General features: G+C 65.0%; 14 protein-coding genes and 1 tRNA gene. 8 read left to right on the plus strand and 7 right to left on the minus strand.

Translation table 11 applies throughout. The features are described from left to right. Positions 1–483 precede the first annotated feature (483 nt). The 3 genes from AC6H34_RS07220 to AC6H34_RS07230 are packed head-to-tail and all read left to right on the plus strand — an operon-like array spanning position 484 to position 3,351. On the plus strand, positions 484–1,224 hold the full coding sequence (locus AC6H34_RS07220) for an ATP-binding cassette domain-containing protein (RefSeq protein ID WP_448150637.1): 741 nt from the start codon (positions 484–486) through the stop codon (positions 1,222–1,224). Next, a complete protein-coding gene (locus tag AC6H34_RS07225) occupies positions 1,214–2,275 on the plus strand; it encodes an ABC transporter permease (protein ID WP_497538351.1) in 1,062 nt (353 codons plus the stop codon). The genes AC6H34_RS07220 and AC6H34_RS07225 overlap by 11 nt, the downstream gene beginning before the upstream one ends. Before the next feature lie 59 nt (positions 2,276–2,334). Next, on the plus strand, positions 2,335–3,351 hold the full coding sequence (locus AC6H34_RS07230) for a sugar-binding protein (protein WP_448150635.1): 1,017 nt from the start codon (positions 2,335–2,337) through the stop codon (positions 3,349–3,351). Positions 3,352–3,543: 192 nt separating this feature from the next. Here AC6H34_RS07230 and AC6H34_RS07235 read toward each other — a convergent pair whose 3' ends face one another. Further along, positions 3,544–4,428 (minus strand): LysR family transcriptional regulator, encoded by an 885-nt coding sequence (locus AC6H34_RS07235; protein WP_497538352.1) that lies wholly within the window; start codon positions 4,426–4,428, stop codon positions 3,544–3,546. Positions 4,429–4,613: 185 nt separating this feature from the next. Between AC6H34_RS07235 and AC6H34_RS07240 the strand changes: the two genes are divergently transcribed. After that, positions 4,614–6,113, plus strand: coding sequence for a CoA-acylating methylmalonate-semialdehyde dehydrogenase (locus AC6H34_RS07240; protein WP_497538353.1), 1,500 nt, complete (start codon positions 4,614–4,616; stop codon positions 6,111–6,113). 137 nt (positions 6,114–6,250) lie between these two features. After that, entirely contained in the window at positions 6,251–6,739 is a 489-nt protein-coding gene (locus AC6H34_RS07245; protein ID WP_497538354.1) for a hypothetical protein, read from the plus strand. 69 nt (positions 6,740–6,808) lie between these two features. Here AC6H34_RS07245 and AC6H34_RS07250 read toward each other — a convergent pair whose 3' ends face one another. The 3 genes from AC6H34_RS07250 to AC6H34_RS07260 form a co-directional block, all read right to left on the minus strand. After that, on the minus strand, positions 6,809–7,198 hold the full coding sequence (locus AC6H34_RS07250; protein ID WP_497538355.1) for a VOC family protein: 390 nt from the start codon (positions 7,196–7,198) through the stop codon (positions 6,809–6,811). Positions 7,199–7,286: 88 nt separating this feature from the next. After that, complete coding sequence (locus AC6H34_RS07255) at positions 7,287–8,714, minus strand: MFS transporter (protein ID WP_497538356.1); 1,428 nt, start codon at positions 8,712–8,714, stop codon at positions 7,287–7,289. Positions 8,715–8,847: 133 nt separating this feature from the next. Next, positions 8,848–9,597, minus strand: a complete 750-nt coding sequence (locus AC6H34_RS07260) for a sulfite exporter TauE/SafE family protein (protein ID WP_497538357.1) — start codon at positions 9,595–9,597, stop codon at positions 8,848–8,850. Positions 9,598–9,710: 113 nt separating this feature from the next. On the opposite strand from AC6H34_RS07260, the gene AC6H34_RS07265 reads away from it, so the two are divergent. Then, a complete protein-coding gene (locus tag AC6H34_RS07265) occupies positions 9,711–10,613 on the plus strand; it encodes a LysR substrate-binding domain-containing protein (RefSeq protein ID WP_497538358.1) in 903 nt (300 codons plus the stop codon). Positions 10,614–10,665: 52 nt separating this feature from the next. Beyond that, positions 10,666–11,073 carry an ester cyclase gene (locus tag AC6H34_RS07270; protein ID WP_448150627.1) on the plus strand — a complete coding sequence of 136 codons (408 nt, stop codon included), beginning with the start codon at positions 10,666–10,668 and terminating at the stop codon, positions 11,071–11,073. 65 nt (positions 11,074–11,138) lie between these two features. On the opposite strand, the gene AC6H34_RS07275 is transcribed toward AC6H34_RS07270, so the two are convergent. Next, positions 11,139–11,489, minus strand: a complete 351-nt coding sequence (locus AC6H34_RS07275; protein ID WP_497538359.1) for a hypothetical protein — start codon at positions 11,487–11,489, stop codon at positions 11,139–11,141. A gap of 643 nt (positions 11,490–12,132) precedes the next feature. Continuing rightward, a tRNA-Ala gene (locus AC6H34_RS07280) sits at positions 12,133–12,208 on the minus strand. 105 nt (positions 12,209–12,313) lie between these two features. Here AC6H34_RS07280 and cbiB point away from each other — a divergent pair. Further along, entirely contained in the window at positions 12,314–13,297 is a 984-nt protein-coding gene (gene cbiB / locus AC6H34_RS07285; protein WP_497538360.1) for an adenosylcobinamide-phosphate synthase CbiB, read from the plus strand. Positions 13,298–13,322: 25 nt separating this feature from the next. Here the strand turns inward: cbiB and AC6H34_RS07290 are convergent, their stop codons facing one another. Next, positions 13,323–14,786, minus strand: coding sequence for a cobyric acid synthase (locus AC6H34_RS07290; protein WP_497539855.1), 1,464 nt, complete (start codon positions 14,784–14,786; stop codon positions 13,323–13,325). Between the last annotated feature and the right edge of the window lie 137 nt (positions 14,787–14,923).

Consider the following 14,923-nt stretch of genomic DNA (forward strand, 5'->3'; position numbering starts at 1 on the left):
CGGCCGTCCAACCCAGCAGTCGGAATGCGCGCGGCGCCGGAGAAACGCATGGGAAAGCCGTGCGTTCAGCCTCGGCTTGACAACCCGTTGGTTGCATGTAACCAATATTGCACAACTAATAACATAGAAAACAACTCGGCGTTGAAAGATGCTAGCGTTGCGCCAGTGGTGGGAGGGTGTAGTGCAAAAGGTAATCACTGCCTTCACGTCTTTACCCCGGATGGGTAAAAAGTTGCGCTTCCTTGGATCATTATCCTGACAAAGCCGGAAGTTCGGCGGCGGATGGCCTAGTCGAGAGCCAGTAATCCTCGAAAAACGTCAGAATATTCCTACGCCGTGTGAGTAGTCGTCAAGATTGTCGTCGCCGCGAGCGGGCGGGCATGCACGACATCACGCCGGTTTAGCAGGCAACTCGGTGACAATTGCCTGACAATTCGCAGAAGACCGCAGCAATAGTGCCATACGGATGGGGAGACACGCGGAATGACCCTGCTGGTGCTTCGAAAGGTCTCAAAGAGCTTTGGGGCGATCAAGGCTTTGACGGATGTTGACCTGACGATTGGACGATCGGAGATCGTGGGACTGATGGGGGACAACGGGGCAGGGAAGTCGACGCTAGTTAAGCTGATAGCGGGGAATTTCCCGCCGACGTCGGGGGAGATCGTTCTGGACGACGAGGTGGTGCATTTCCACAAGCCGGTGGAGGCCCGGGCCAAGGGCATCGAGGTGGTCTACCAGGATCTGGCGCTGTGCAACAATCTCAGTGCGGCGGCGAACGTGTTCCTGGGCCGGGAGGTGAAGAAGAGCATCGGCCCCTTCCGCTGGCTCGACCATGGCGCGATGATCAGGAAGGCCGGGGAGCTTTTCGGCGAGCTCAAGTCGGAGACGCGGCCGCGCGATCTGGTGCGCCAGATGTCGGGCGGCCAGCGCCAGGCGGTCGCGATCGCCCGCACGCGCCTGTCCCAGGCCAAGATCGTGCTGATGGACGAGCCGACCGCCGCCATCAGCGTCAGGCAGGTCGCGGAAGTCCTCGGCCTGATCCACCGCCTGCGCGATGCCGGCATCAGCGTGGTGCTGATCTCGCACCGCATGCCGGACGTCTTCGAGGTCTGCGACCGCGTCGTGGTGATGCGGCGCGGCCGCAAGGTGGCGGACAAGGCGATCGCCCGGACTTCGCCCGAAGAAGTGACCGGTCTCATCACCGGCGCCATCCATGCAGCATGAGGCCGCGATGACGGATGCCTCCTCCAACACGCCGCCTCAGGGCCGCGACAACCGGCCGGCCAACGTCTCCATCGAATCGGTGCTGGCGGTCCGCGAGAAGACGCTGTGGCAGACGCTCGTCTCCAGCCAGGCCTTCTGGGTCACGGTGGCGCTGGTGGTGATCTGCGCCGTCATGTCGATCCGCGAGCCGCGTTTTGCGACGGAAGACAATTTCTACAACATCACGCGCAACTTCGCCTTCATCGGCATCATGGCGCTCGGGGCCACGGTGGTGATCATCACCGGCGGCATCGACCTGTCGGTCGGCTCGATCATGGGGCTTGTGGCGGTGGCCTGCGGCCTGACGCTGGAAGCCGGCTATCCCTGGTATGCGGGCGTGGGCGCCGGCCTGGCGGCGGGCGCGCTGGCGGGCGCCGTCAACGGGGGCCTCATCGCCTATGTCGGCCTGTCCCCCTTCGTGGTGACGCTGGGCATGCTGTCGGCCGCGCGCTCGGTGGCGGTGGTGCTCTCCGGCAACAAGATGCTCTACAATTTCGGGCCGGGCGGGCCGGCCTTCAAGGCGATCGGCGCCGGGGCCATCCTGGGCATCGCCAACCCGGTGTGGGTGCTGCTGGTGATGACGGCGGCCCTGTTCGTGGTGATGCGCATGACGACGTGGGGGCGGCATCTGCTCGCCGTCGGCGGCAACGAACATGCGGCCAATCTCACCGGCGTGCCGGTGAAGCGCATCAAGATGCAGGCCTATGTCTTCTCGGGGATCACGGGGGCCATCGCGGCGATCCTGAGCGTGGGCTGGGCGGGCTCGGCCATCAACTCGCTCGGCATGGGGTATGAACTGCGGGCCATCGCCTCCACGGTGATCGGCGGCGCCAACCTGATGGGCGGCGAGGGCGGCGCCTTCGGGGCGCTGATCGGCTCGGCCCTGCTCGAGGTGATCCGCAACTCCCTTCTCATGGCCGGCGTCGACTCCAACTGGCAGGGCGTCTTCGTCGGCAGCTTCCTGGTTCTCGCGGTGCTCCTGGAGCGCATCCGCGGCAAGCGACGCGAATGACCGGCAAGGCCGGCGCGCGTATCAAACGCCCGCAAAGGGCATCATGTCTGGAGGAGACGATGCTTAAATATCTGCTGACCACGGCCGCCATCGCCGTGGGCCTCGCCGCAACCGCCGGCAGCGGCCTTGCGGCCGAGAAATACACGTTCGCCCTGGTGCCCAAGAACACCAACAATCCCTTCTTCGACCAGGCCATGGCGGGCTGCAAGAAGGCCGAGAAGGAGCTCAACGGGGCGATCGAATGCCTCTATGTCGGTCCCGGCGAGCATGGCGGCGGCGACGAGCAGGCCCAGATGGTGCAGGACCTGATCACCAAGGGCGTCGACGGCATCGCGGTCTCCGTGGCCAACGCCCCGGCGATCGCCGCCGCCCTGCAGGGCGCCGCCGGCGCCAAGATCCCGGTCCTGACCTGGGACTCCGACCTGCTGCCCGACGCCAAGGGCGAGCGCATCGCCTATGTCGGCACCCACAACTACGAGATCGGCGTGAACCTGGCCAAGATCGCCATGAAGATCAAGCCGAAGGGCGGCAAGATCTGCATCCAGTCCGGCGGCGCCGCGGCAGCCAACCACAATGAACGCATGCAGGGCATCCGCGACACCCTCGCCGGCAAGGCCAGCGACCAGGCCCCCGGCGACCGGCTCACCGGCCAGAACGGCTGGACCGAGGTCGACGGCTGCCCCCTCTACACCGATGACGACTTCCCCAAATCCGTCCAGCAGATGGAGGACACCCTCGGCAAATATGCCGATCTCGACGCCTTCATCCCCACCGGCGGCTTCCCCGAATTCCTCCCCGACGCCTATCGCCAGGTCGCGTCCAAGTACAAGGACAAGATCAAGTCCGGCGCCCTCGCCCTCGTCGTCGCCGATACCCTCCCCGTGCAGATCGACCTCCTCAAGGAAGGCCTCGCCTCCGGAAACGTCGGACAGAGACCCTTCGAGATGGGATACAAGGCCATGTACTTCCTAAAGGACATCAAGGAAGGAAAGCCAAATCCACAGGACCCAACCTATACAGGCCTCGATGTCTGCACGCCTGATAACGTCGCAACATGCATCGGCGGCGGAAGCTGAACGAACAGGGCCGCGGGGCAAGTTCCCGCGGCCTTCCCAGGCAACGGCGCGGACCCCGGCCGCACCGCGTCCGCCTCGACCTCAGAGAGTTCCTACAGCAAAGCGCGTTTGGTTAGAAACGCCGCTTTTTTCTAACTCTTTGTTTTCGACGCGTCTTTGCGTTTTGTCGATTCCTTCAAAACACAAACGCTCCTAGCCAGCGAAGTGCGCCCTCTCGGCTCGTACTCTCGCCGTGATGTGGTCTGCCACGGCCTTCACTCGGCGCGTATCGTGTGTGTCCGGATGGGAGACGAGCCAATAGCTGCGGGTAAATCGGATCGAGGGCAGGAGGCGCCGCAGTTCCGGGAATCGCCGTGCCGCGTAGTCGTGCAGGATGCCGATACCGTGGCCCGCGCGCACGGCCTCCATCTGCGCGACCACGCTGCCGCACTCAAAACGCCGGCTCATCAGGCGGCCGAGCGTCTCGGCATAGTCGAGTGCGCGACTGTAAACGAGATCGTCGACATGGGTGACGAAGAGCCGGCCGTCCAGGTCGGCCTCGCAGGCGATAGGGCCGGTGTGGTCGAGATAGTCCTGCGCGGCATAGACGCTGAGCGTGTAGTCGGTGAGCTTCTTGACCAGGAGCCTGCCCTGGGCCGGGCGCTCCAGCGTCACCACGATGTCGGCCTCGCGGCGCGATAGAGAAAAGGTGCGTGGCAGCGGCACGAGTTGCACCACCAGATCGGGGTGGAGCGCCGCCAGCCCCGCGAGTTCCTGCGACAGGAAATAATTGCCGAGGCCATCGGGAGCACCCACGCGCACCACGCCGCTGATCGTCGACGCAGTTCCGGAGATGCCGGCACTGACACGCAGGAATTCGGACTCGGCCTTCTCGGCCGCCACCAGCAATGCCTCGCCCGCCGCCGTCAGGGTGCAACCTTGGGTCTGCCGCTCGATCAGGCGGGTTCCCATGTCCTCCTCCAGCGCGGTGAGTTGCCGGCCGACGGTGGCATGGTTCAGTTTCAATCGCCGGGCCGCCCCCAGGATCTGGCCGCTGCGGGCGACGGCAAGGAAGATGCGAACGTGATCCCAGTTCATGATATTGACTTTAATTTTCGCACAACGAAAGTGCAATAGCTCGCATTGATGTGCGAATTCTCTGCACGCATAACAGCGTCATCCCGTGCAATGCGGTGCGAAATACCGCCTTGCAGACATGGGACAGCACCCATCACGAGGTGATGCGGCCTGCCCGGAACGACCTGAAGAAGCGGAGGAAGCAAATGGCCCAGGAAATCTCCCATTACATCAACGGGCGCATCGTCGCCGGCAAGAGCGGCCGCAGCGCTCCCGTCTACAATCCAGCCACCGGCGAAAGCGGCAAGGCTGTCGCGCTCGCATCTTCGGCCGAGGTGCGCAGCGCCGTCGAGGCTGCCAAGGCCGCCGCGCCCGGCTGGGCCGGCACCACGCCGCTGCGTCGCGCCCGCATCCTCAACCGCTTCCTCTACCTCCTCGAACAGCGCATCGACACGCTCGCCGAGGTGATTACCGCCGAGCATGGCAAGGTGCTCTCGGACGCCAAGGGCGAGATCCAGCGCGGCATGGAGGTAGTGGAATTCGCGACTGCCGCCCCGCAGCTCCTCAAGGGAGAGGTGACGGAGAATGTCGGCACGCGCGTCGACAGCCACTCCCTGCGCCAGCCACTCGGCGTCGTGGCCGGCATCACGCCCTTCAACTTCCCGGCCATGGTACCGATGTGGATGTTCCCGGTGGCGCTGGCCTGCGGCAACTGCTTTATCCTCAAGCCCTCCGAGCGTGATCCTTCAGCCGCCCTGCTGCTGGCCGAATGGCTCAAGGAGGCAGGCCTGCCCGACGGCGTCTTCAACGTCGTGCATGGCGACAAGGAGGCGGTGGACGCCATCCTGACCGATCCCGACATCAGCGCCGTCAGCTTCGTCGGCTCGACGCCGATCGCCCGCTACATCTATGAAACCGCCACGAAGCACGGCAAGCGCTGCCAGGCGCTGGGCGGGGCGAAGAACCATATGATCGTCATGCCCGACGCCGACATGGACCAGGCCGTGGACGCCCTGATGGGCGCCGCCTATGGCTCTGCCGGCGAGCGCTGCATGGCGATTTCCGTGGCGGTGCCGATCGGCGAGAAGACGGCTGACGCCCTGATCGCCAAGCTCGAGCCGAAGATCCGCGCCCTCAAGATCGGCCCCGGCACCGATCCGGAGGCCGAGATGGGCCCGCTCGTCACCAGGCAGCACTACGACAAGGTGCGCACCTATATCGATGCAGGTGTCGCCGAGGGCGCGAAACTGGTGGTCGACGGCCGCGGCTTCAAGATGCAGGGTTATGAGGGCGGCTACTTCGTCGGCGGCACGCTGTTCGACAACGTCACCACCGACATGAAGATCTACAAGGAAGAAATCTTCGGCCCGGTGCTGGCGGTCGCCCGCGCGCCGGACTACGCCACTGCCGCCCGCATGATCAACGAACACGAGTTCGGCAACGGCACCGCCATCTTCACCCGTGATGGCGATGCGGCACGCGAGTTCGCGCACCAGATCCAGGTCGGCATGGTGGGCATCAACGTGCCGATCCCGGTACCGATGGCGTTCCACTCCTTCGGCGGCTGGAAAGCGTCGCTGTTCGGCGACCATCACATGCACGGCCCCGAGGGCGTGCGTTTCTATACCAAGCTGAAGACCATCACGAGCCGCTGGCCCACCGGCATCCGCGCCGGAGCGGATTTCGTGATGCCCACGATGAAGTGACGGCGAGCCCGCCACTGGCATTGCCACCCCATGGCCGGAACCGCCCGGCCATGGGTATCTGCCTTGAACGATCACATCCACCGCTTTCCGCCTGAGTCCCATGGACGCGGCGCATGCGGGGATCGTAAAGATCGGGAATGAGTATGATTCCCGTCGACGCGAACCCCTTTGCTGACGATCCCGAGCGCCACGAATTGTGGGAGATGCTGGTTCGACGCGACATCGAGGCCTTTCTCTCGGTCGATTGGGCTGCAACCGCAGGCGACTTCCATGCTCCGGGCTTTTTCGGCCTCAGCGGCATGAAATCGGCCAATCCCGACGAATGGCGGATGGCGTTCCCGCGCCTCGAAGACTATCGGGATCGCTGGCTCTCCCAGGCGGATCTGTCGGCCCGGACGCCTTACGACGAACCTCGGCGCGAAGCGCTCTACCGAGCCACCTCCCTCGTCGATATCGAGATCAGCGGCGAGCGCGCCGTCGCCCACAAGAAGTTCGACGGCACGATCCGCAAGATGGACGGCACCGTCGATGTCCTCAGCTGGCAGACGCTCTATCTGTGCGCCCGTATGGACGGCACCTGGAAGATCACCGGGTTCGTCGGCTACCTGCCGAACCCCATGGGCTGACGCTCGAGCGGTGTCGCTCCTGGCGCTTCAGTTGCGATCGGACCGAAACTCCAAAATACGATCGCCGAGCTATCTGTAGCGTCCGCCCCTCTGGAGCACCTCGATCTTGTAGCCGTCGGGGTCCTGGATGAAGAAGAAGCGGGCTTCCCCGCCGCCGGGCAGGGACAGCATCTTGAGGTCCCCCGGGGAAAGACCGAGCGTCTTCATCTGCTCGTGGGCCACCGTCAGATCCGACACCGAAACAGCGAGATGGCCATAGCCGTTGCCGAGGTCATAGGCTTCGCCGCGGGCCTTGTTGACCGTCAGTTCCAGCTCGAAGCCATTCTCGTCGGTAAGATAGATCAGCACGAAGCTCTCGAACTCGTAGCGCCCGGCGACCTCGAAGCCGAAGGCGCTGCGATAGAAGTCGACCGAGCGCGTCTCGTCGAGGACGCGAATCATGCTGTGGATCATTGCCATGGGATCAGGCCTGCCGTTCGAGGGAACCGAGGTACGAGGTTAGGGGCGCCGGGGGTGAACCGGGTAGTAGCATTGCATTACACGCCAACTATTTCGCGCCCGCTCGCTTGATCCGCAACTCGGTGCCGGCGCGGGCGTCCAGGCTGACCATGTCGAGGATGGCAACGAAGGCGAGGAGGCCGATGAAGCCGAAGGCGATCTGGAAATCGACGAGGGGCAGCTTGCCCGGCTCCCCCGGGAACCAGAGTTCGGCCAGCCTGAGCGCCGCCGCGCCAACGCCGATGCCGATGCCGAAGGACATCTGCTGGGCCACGTTGAACAGCGTGTTGGCTCCGCTCATCCGGGCCTCCGGCACATCGGCGAAGGCGATGGTATTGAGCGCCGTGAACTGCATCGAACGGGTGAGGCCGCTGGCAAAGAGCAGTGCGCAGATCAAAGGCACCGGCGTGGCGGTGGTGAGCAACGCGTAGGACGAGATCAGGATGGCGTTGAGCAGCCCGTTTCCTATCAGCACCTGGCGGAAGGTGAAGCGCCTGAGCACCGCCGTGGTGAAGGGTTTCATCGAGATGTTGCCGGCGAAGACCCAGAGCACCAGGAGACCCGCCTGGTAGGCGTCGAGGCCGAAGGCGAGCTGGAACATCAGCGGCGCGAGGAAGGGCACGGCACCGATCGCCGTGCGAAAGAGCGAACCGCCCCAGATGGTGACGGCGAAGGAACGGATGCGCAGCGCCCAGGGATCGACGAGCGGATGCGCGGCGCGCAGGGCATGCCAGACCGCCACGGCGGCGACCAGGGCGCTTGCCGCCAGCCACAATGCGGCCAGCGGCATGGAAGAGTTCTGCCGCGAGATGAGGTCGAGCCCGGACATCAGCCCGAAGCAGGCAGCGCCGACAAGGATGAATCCCAGTACGTCGAAGGGCCTGGCGCCCTCGGCCTGGCCAGACGGAATCAGCCTCATGGTGAGCACGAAACCGAGAAGGCCGAGCGGCACGTTCAGAAAGAAGATCCAGTGCCACGTGGCATAGGTAGCGAGGAAGCCTCCCACGGGCGGGCCGAGCACCGGTGCGGCGAGACCCGGCCAGGTGATCACGGCGATGGCGCGCATGAGGTCCGATTTCGCGGTGTTGCGCAGCACGATGAGCCGCCCCACCGGCACCATCAGTGCTCCGCCGACACCCTGCAGTATTCGAGCAGCGGTGAAGAACCAAAGGTTCATGCTGAGCCCGCAGAGGATGGAGGCGGCAGTAAAGATCACGATGGCCCAGCCGAAAACGGCGCGGGGTCCGTAACGATCCGCCACCCATCCGCTCGCCGGGATGAGGACGGCGAGGGTAAGCAGATAGGCCGAGATACCGATGTTGAGGTCGATCGGCTGAACGCCGAACGACTCGGCCATTTGCGGCAGCGCACTCACCACCACGGTGCCGTCCAGCATCTCCATGAAGTAGGCGCCGGCGACCAGATAGGCGAGGATGTTGCTTCTTGACGTAGAGCCGGGCGCCGGCGTGATTGTCATGGGGGGTTCCAAACTCGACGAAGCCGCGCGCGCCCGCAGGCCCCGGCAGTTGTCGGACCATAGAAAAAGAGCGCGAGGCTGAAAAGAGAAAGGTGGCGGGTGCAGGCAGCGACGGCGCTCTGCCCGACGCGCCCTATCGATAGGCGCGCATGAAGAACATCGCGGTCATGCCCATCGCGATGATCAATGTCACCGCCCGCACGAGGCCCGGCGGGAGCCGCCGGCCCAGATGAGCGCCGAGATAGCCCCCGGCCAGCGCGCCCGCACCGGTCAGCAGCGTGGCTGGCCAGTGTACCGCTCCGGCAGCCGCAAAACACAGCACGGCGGCCGTGTTGGCGGCCGTGACCATCAGCGTGCGCGGCGGGTTGAGCGTCTTGACATCCGCGCCGGTGAGAAGGCTCCAGGCCGCGATCATCATCAGGCCCACCGCCCCGCCGAAATAGCCGCCATAGAGGCCGAGAAGCGCCTGCACCGCCAGGACCGCGCCGCTTCCGGCTGGCAGGCGGGCGCGGAGGATCGCGCCGAGGCGAGGACCGAAGGCGAGCATCAGGGTCGCCACCAGCAGCAACCAGGGCAGAACCCGATCGAAGATCGAGGTCGGTGTCCATAGGAGCAGGAGGGCGCCGGCGAGCCCGCCCGCCAGGGTCACCGACAGCATCGGCCCAGCCCGAACGCCGCATACCGGCGCCAGGCCGTTGCGATAGACCAGCGCACTGGCCGCTCCGCCCGGATAGAGCGCGACCGTACTGGAAGCATTCGCCATGACCGAAGGCACGCCCGCCGCCATCAGGGCCGGCAGGGTGACGAAGGAACCGCCACCGGCCAAGGCGTTCATCGCCCCGGCCAACAGTCCGGAAAGGATAAGAAGAAGGAAATCGGACATGATGACCCGTATCGCACCGGGGAGGAAGACATCAGCACAACTGCCTCCGATCCGTCTCGTTGACAATCGGGAAGATCCGAGCCTTTCCTTCGTAGAATACGAAGGATGGCGCAATGCGTTTCGACCTTACGGATCTCCGCCTGTTCGAAAGGACGGTACACGCGGGCAGCATTTCCGCGGGGGCCGAGCAGATGCCCATGGCGCTCGCATCGGCCAGCGCCCGGCTGAGCGGCATGGAGGCTGTGCTCGGCACTGCCCTCCTCATCCGCAGCCGACGGGGCGTGACACCAACCGCCGCGGGCCGCGCCTTGCTGCGGCACGCCCATGCGATCCTCGGCCAGGTCGAGCAGATGCGCGGCGATCTCGGCGCCTTCGCCTCAGGCTTGCGGGGGGAGATCCGCATGCTCTCCAACACGGCGGGACTGGTCGAACGAGTGCCCGACGCGCTGCGGTGCTTTCTCGCCGCACATCCCGGCGTCGTCGTGGACATCGAGGAGAGAACCAGCCTGGAGATCATCGAGGCGGTGGCGGAAGGCACCGCCGAGATCGGCGTGATCGCCGCGATGGCGGATACGGCCGGGCTGGAAATGCGCCTGCTCGGGATCGACCGGCTGGTTGCTATCGTCGCCGCATCGAACCCCCTCGCCGCACGCCCGCAGATCAGCTTCGCGGAACTCCTCGACGAGCCCTTCGTCGGGCTGACGGCCGGCGCCCTGCACGATCACCTCGCCCGCAACGCCGCCAGGCTCGGCCGGCGCGTCCTCTATCGCGTGCGCCTGCGCAACTTCGATGCGGTGGCTCAGCTCGTCGAGGCAGGCATCGGCGTCGGCGTATTGCCGCTGGCCGCCGTCATTCGCTATGGCTCGCCCGGTCTTGCCGGCCTGCCACTCACCGACGACTGGGCGCATCGCCGCCTCATGGTCTGCGCGCGCTCCTTCGAAGCGCTGCCTGCCCATGCGCGGCTCTTCGTCGACGCGCTGACCCGCGGCGACGGCGGTTCGGCCGAGGGCGGATAACGGAGGGGTCACGGCTCCCATCGTCAGCAGCGATCGTATCGGAGGATGCTGAATGTCGGGAACCGAAGAGAACAAGGCCGTCGTACTGGCCTATGTCGAAGCCTTCAACCGCGGCGATCTCGTCGCCCTGCGCGCCCTGCTGCACGAGGATGCGGAGATACAGGGCGTCCTCGGCAAAGGACTTTTCGAGAAAGTGGAGCCCATCTGGAAACAGCTCATCGAGGGTTACGGCATGCAGCTTCGGGTGGAGGAGCTGGTGGCCGAGGGCAACAGCGTCGCCGCCCGCTTCATCGAGACCGGCACCTTCGATCGTCCCGCGTTCGGGCACCAGCCCACCGGCCGGTCCTACGAGATCGTCGCCATGGAGTTCTTCGAGATAAGGGAGGGCCGCATCCAGCGCCGTTGGGCCGCGCGCGACGTCGGCTCACAGGCACGCCAGCTCGGTCTCCCGCCAGTCTGACGCGAGGCACCCCGCGTCAGACGGAAAGCTCAAGCGCTGATCGGCGGCCCGCGGTGACGCCGGACTCAGCGGCAGCGCTTGTAGAGCACCGACTTGCCCATGCCGAAACCCTCGGGATTATAGAGGAGCTGGTCCTTGTCGGCCGCATATTCGAAATTGTCGACGTTGCCCTCTTCCACATAGTGGATCGCACCATAGCCGCGGGGGCTCTCCTTCGGAGCGAAGTATACCGCGCTGGGCTTGGAGCCCTTGTACTTGAGAGTGCCTGCGGTGATGGTCACGGTCGAGCCACGGCACTTGCCTCCTTCCGCCCATACCCCCTGCGCCGCCTTTGGAACCTTGGCACCGGCCGCGGAGGCCGAGCTCGAAACGAACACCAGGCCGAGCAGTCCGGCAACGAGGAAGATGCGACGCATGGTTCTCTCCTATACGAAATCGGCAGAATCGGTATAGCGCTCCATGAAGTCGATATCAATCATCCATAAGCTTGTTAATGTATAAAATCTCCCATGAGAATTTCACAAAATGATCATTCTTTTTCATAAAATGATCATTCAATCCGAAATACTCCTGTATTTATTGGTCTTCAATTTTTTCATCAGAGATGGATATTGTCGGGTCCTATCGTTCTTTTCAGGCGATCGGCGTCAGCATTATGCTGGTCTACGAACTCATCTAGGCCATCGTCTCCCATGACGTGCTGGCAAGAGGTCGGTCAGAGCCCCCAATCGGCGTCGGTCGGCGGCTCTGATCTCCCTTTCTGAGGGTGCGCGCCAAATCCCGCGCAGGCTCTGGACTTTCCGCGGGCACCGGGGCCACGCCGGCCGGCAGCAACATGTCTGTTTTCGAGTCGCCAATCCTGCTTTGCCCCGGAAGGCCATGCGACATTCACGATCCCGCATACAGCCAAGCAGCTGGGCCAGCATGCGAGAAGAACATAGGCGGAGTGCGCGCGGAAAGGCTCTTCCGGCGATCGCGCCGCCCATCACGAGGGCTAACATTCAGAAAAGATAGAGAAATATCCACCGGACGACATGACCATGAGGTCGTCGAGGTGGATGGTGGAGCTGATGAGATTCGAACTCACGACCTCTGCAGTGCGATTGCAGCGCTCTCCCAACTGAGCTACAGCCCCGGCTGCCCGGAAGCGTCGCCATTTAGTGTTCGCGCCTCCTACCTGTCAAGCCGCCTGCGGCCCGGATCCGGGGTCGGGCACGATCAATTTGGTTTCGCAGCACCCATGGATCTGTTTTCGCGCATTCTCAGCCTCGCCATTGCCTGGGCGTTCGAAATGGTCTTCGGCTATCCGCGGCCGCTCTATGCCCGGATCGGCCATCCCGTCACCTGGATGGGCGCGCTCATCTCGGCGCTCGACCGCCGCCTCAATTTCGAAGAGGATGCCTCCTCCACGCGCCGCTCCGCCGGCATCGTCGCCACAGGCATCCTCATCGTGGTGGCCGGGACCGGCGGCTATATCATCGAGCGGCTCTGCCTCTCGATTACCTACGGCTTCATCCCGCTTGGCATCATCGCCTCCTCGCTGATCGCTTCGAAGAGCCTGGCTGAACATGTGGAGGAAGTCGCCCGCGGGCTGGAGACCCAGGGATTGGCCGGTGGGCGACGCGCGGTGTCGAGGATCGTCGGCCGCAATCCCGAGACCCTGGACGAGCCGGGCGTGTGCCGCGCCGCCATCGAAAGCCTGGCCGAGAACTTCTCGGACGGCGTGGTGGCACCGGTGTTCTGGTATGCCCTGTTCGGCCTCCCCGGCATCGCGATTTACAAGATCGTCAATACGGCGGACTCGATGATCGGCCATCGCACGCCTCGATACGAGGCCTTCGGCTGGGCCGCGGCCAGGCTTGACGACTGGCTGAACCTCATTCCGGCAAGGCTCACCGCGCTCGTCCTGAGTGCAGCCGCCTTCATCAGCCACCGCCGTGGCACCGCCGCCATCCGGACCGTCCGGCGCGACGCGGGCAAGCATCGCTCCCCAAACGCCGGATGGCCGGAAGCGGCCATGGCCGGCGCCCTCGACCTGCGCCTCGCCGGGCCACGCATCTATGGCGAGACGGTGGTGAACGACGCCTATATGGGCAATGGCCGGGCAGATGCCGGCGTGGCCGATATCCGCAAGGCGCTGAACCTCTTCCACACCGCCTGCGTGATTCTGTCGGCCCTGATCGGCCTGCTTGCGTTCTACCTGGTGTACAAGCAGTACCACTGAAGGGCCCGAGCCCCGCAGGAAGGCTTCAGATGCCGGCGATCCCTTCGATCGCCTGCATGTCGAGATGCGCGGCCAGATGGGCCGCGAAGGCATCCAGCGTATCTTCCACCACCATGTCGTAACGCATGTCGCTGCCCTGTCCGCCCAGGCGCCGCAGCCAGGCGGCACGCTGGCCGTCATGGCCGAACAGGCCGTGTACGTAGCAACCCGCAACCCGGCCGTCGGCTGACCAAGCGCCGTCGAGCGAGCCATCGGCAAGGCGGAGCACCGGGCGGCCGAGCGCCGTCCCCTCGGTGATGCCGACATGCATCTCATATCCGGCGAAGGCCACGCCATCGGCGACTGTCATGCCGCTCACGGCCACCAGGCGCTTGTCGCCGGCGAGGCGCGTGGCGACGTCGAGCAGGCCGAGGCCGGGCACCTCGGCCGGCGGCCCCTCAATGCCGTCAGGATCCTCGATGCGCATGCCCAGCATCTGGTAGCCGCCGCACAGGCCCAGCACCCGGCCGCCGCGCCGCACATGGGCCGCCAGGTCGATGTCCCATCCCTGCTCGCGCAGGAAGGCCAGGTCGGCGATGGTCGCCTTCGAGCCGGGAAGGATGACGAGATCGGTGGGCGGAAGCGGCTCCCCCGGCCTCACCATCACCAGATCGACCTCCTTCTCCTGCGCCAGGGGATCGAGATCGTCGAAATTGGAGATTCGCGGCATCATCGGCACCGTGATGGTGATCCGCGCCCCCGGACGGCGGCTGCCATAGCTGCCGAGCGCTAGGGCATCCTCCGCCGGCAGCTTCGCCGCATCGGGAAAATGCGGCACCAGCCCGAGCGGCTGCCATTTGGTGCGGCCGGCTATGAACCGCATGCCGTCCGCGAAGAGGGAGGGATCGCCCCGCATCTTGTTGACGATGAAGCCCCGTACGAGGGCGGCATCCTCCGGCTCGACAGCCGCCTGCGTGCCCAGGAGCTGGGCGATCACACCGCCGCGATCGATATCGCCCACCAGGATGACAGGCGCTTCGACGGCACGGGCAAAGCCCATATTGGCGATGTCGTTGGCGCGCAGGTTGACCTCCGAGGCCGAGCCCGCACCCTCGACAATCACGATGTCCGCCTCGTCCCTCAGCCGGCCGAAGCTGTCGATGACATCGGCCATGAGGCCAGCCTTGAGCGCCTGGTAGTCGCGCGCTTTGGCCGCTCCGCGCATGCGGCCCTGCACGATGATCTGTGCGCCCGTTTCCGATTGCGGCTTCAGCAGCACGGGGTTCATGTGCACGCTCGGCGCCACGCGCGCCGCCCGCGCTTGCAAGGCCTGGGCTCGCCCGATCTCGCCGCCATCGGCGGTGACTGCGGCATTGTTCGACATGTTCTGCGGCTTGAACGGACGCACCCTCAACCCCCTGTCGGAGAAGTACCGGCAGAGGCCAGCCACCAGCAGGGACTTGCCGACGTCCGAACCGGTACCCTGGAGCATGAGGATCTTGGCGGGCATGACGGTCCTAGGATGAGGGAGGATGGCCCGCTGTACAGCGGGATGGCGCGGAAGACCATAGGGAGGCTTCATCCTCTCCCTTCCGGCCATCGATTCGCCACGCATGTGCTTATGATCACACGACGGCTGGAATCGTG

It is taken from the genome of Labrys sp. ALF-8 (genome assembly GCF_059699065.1).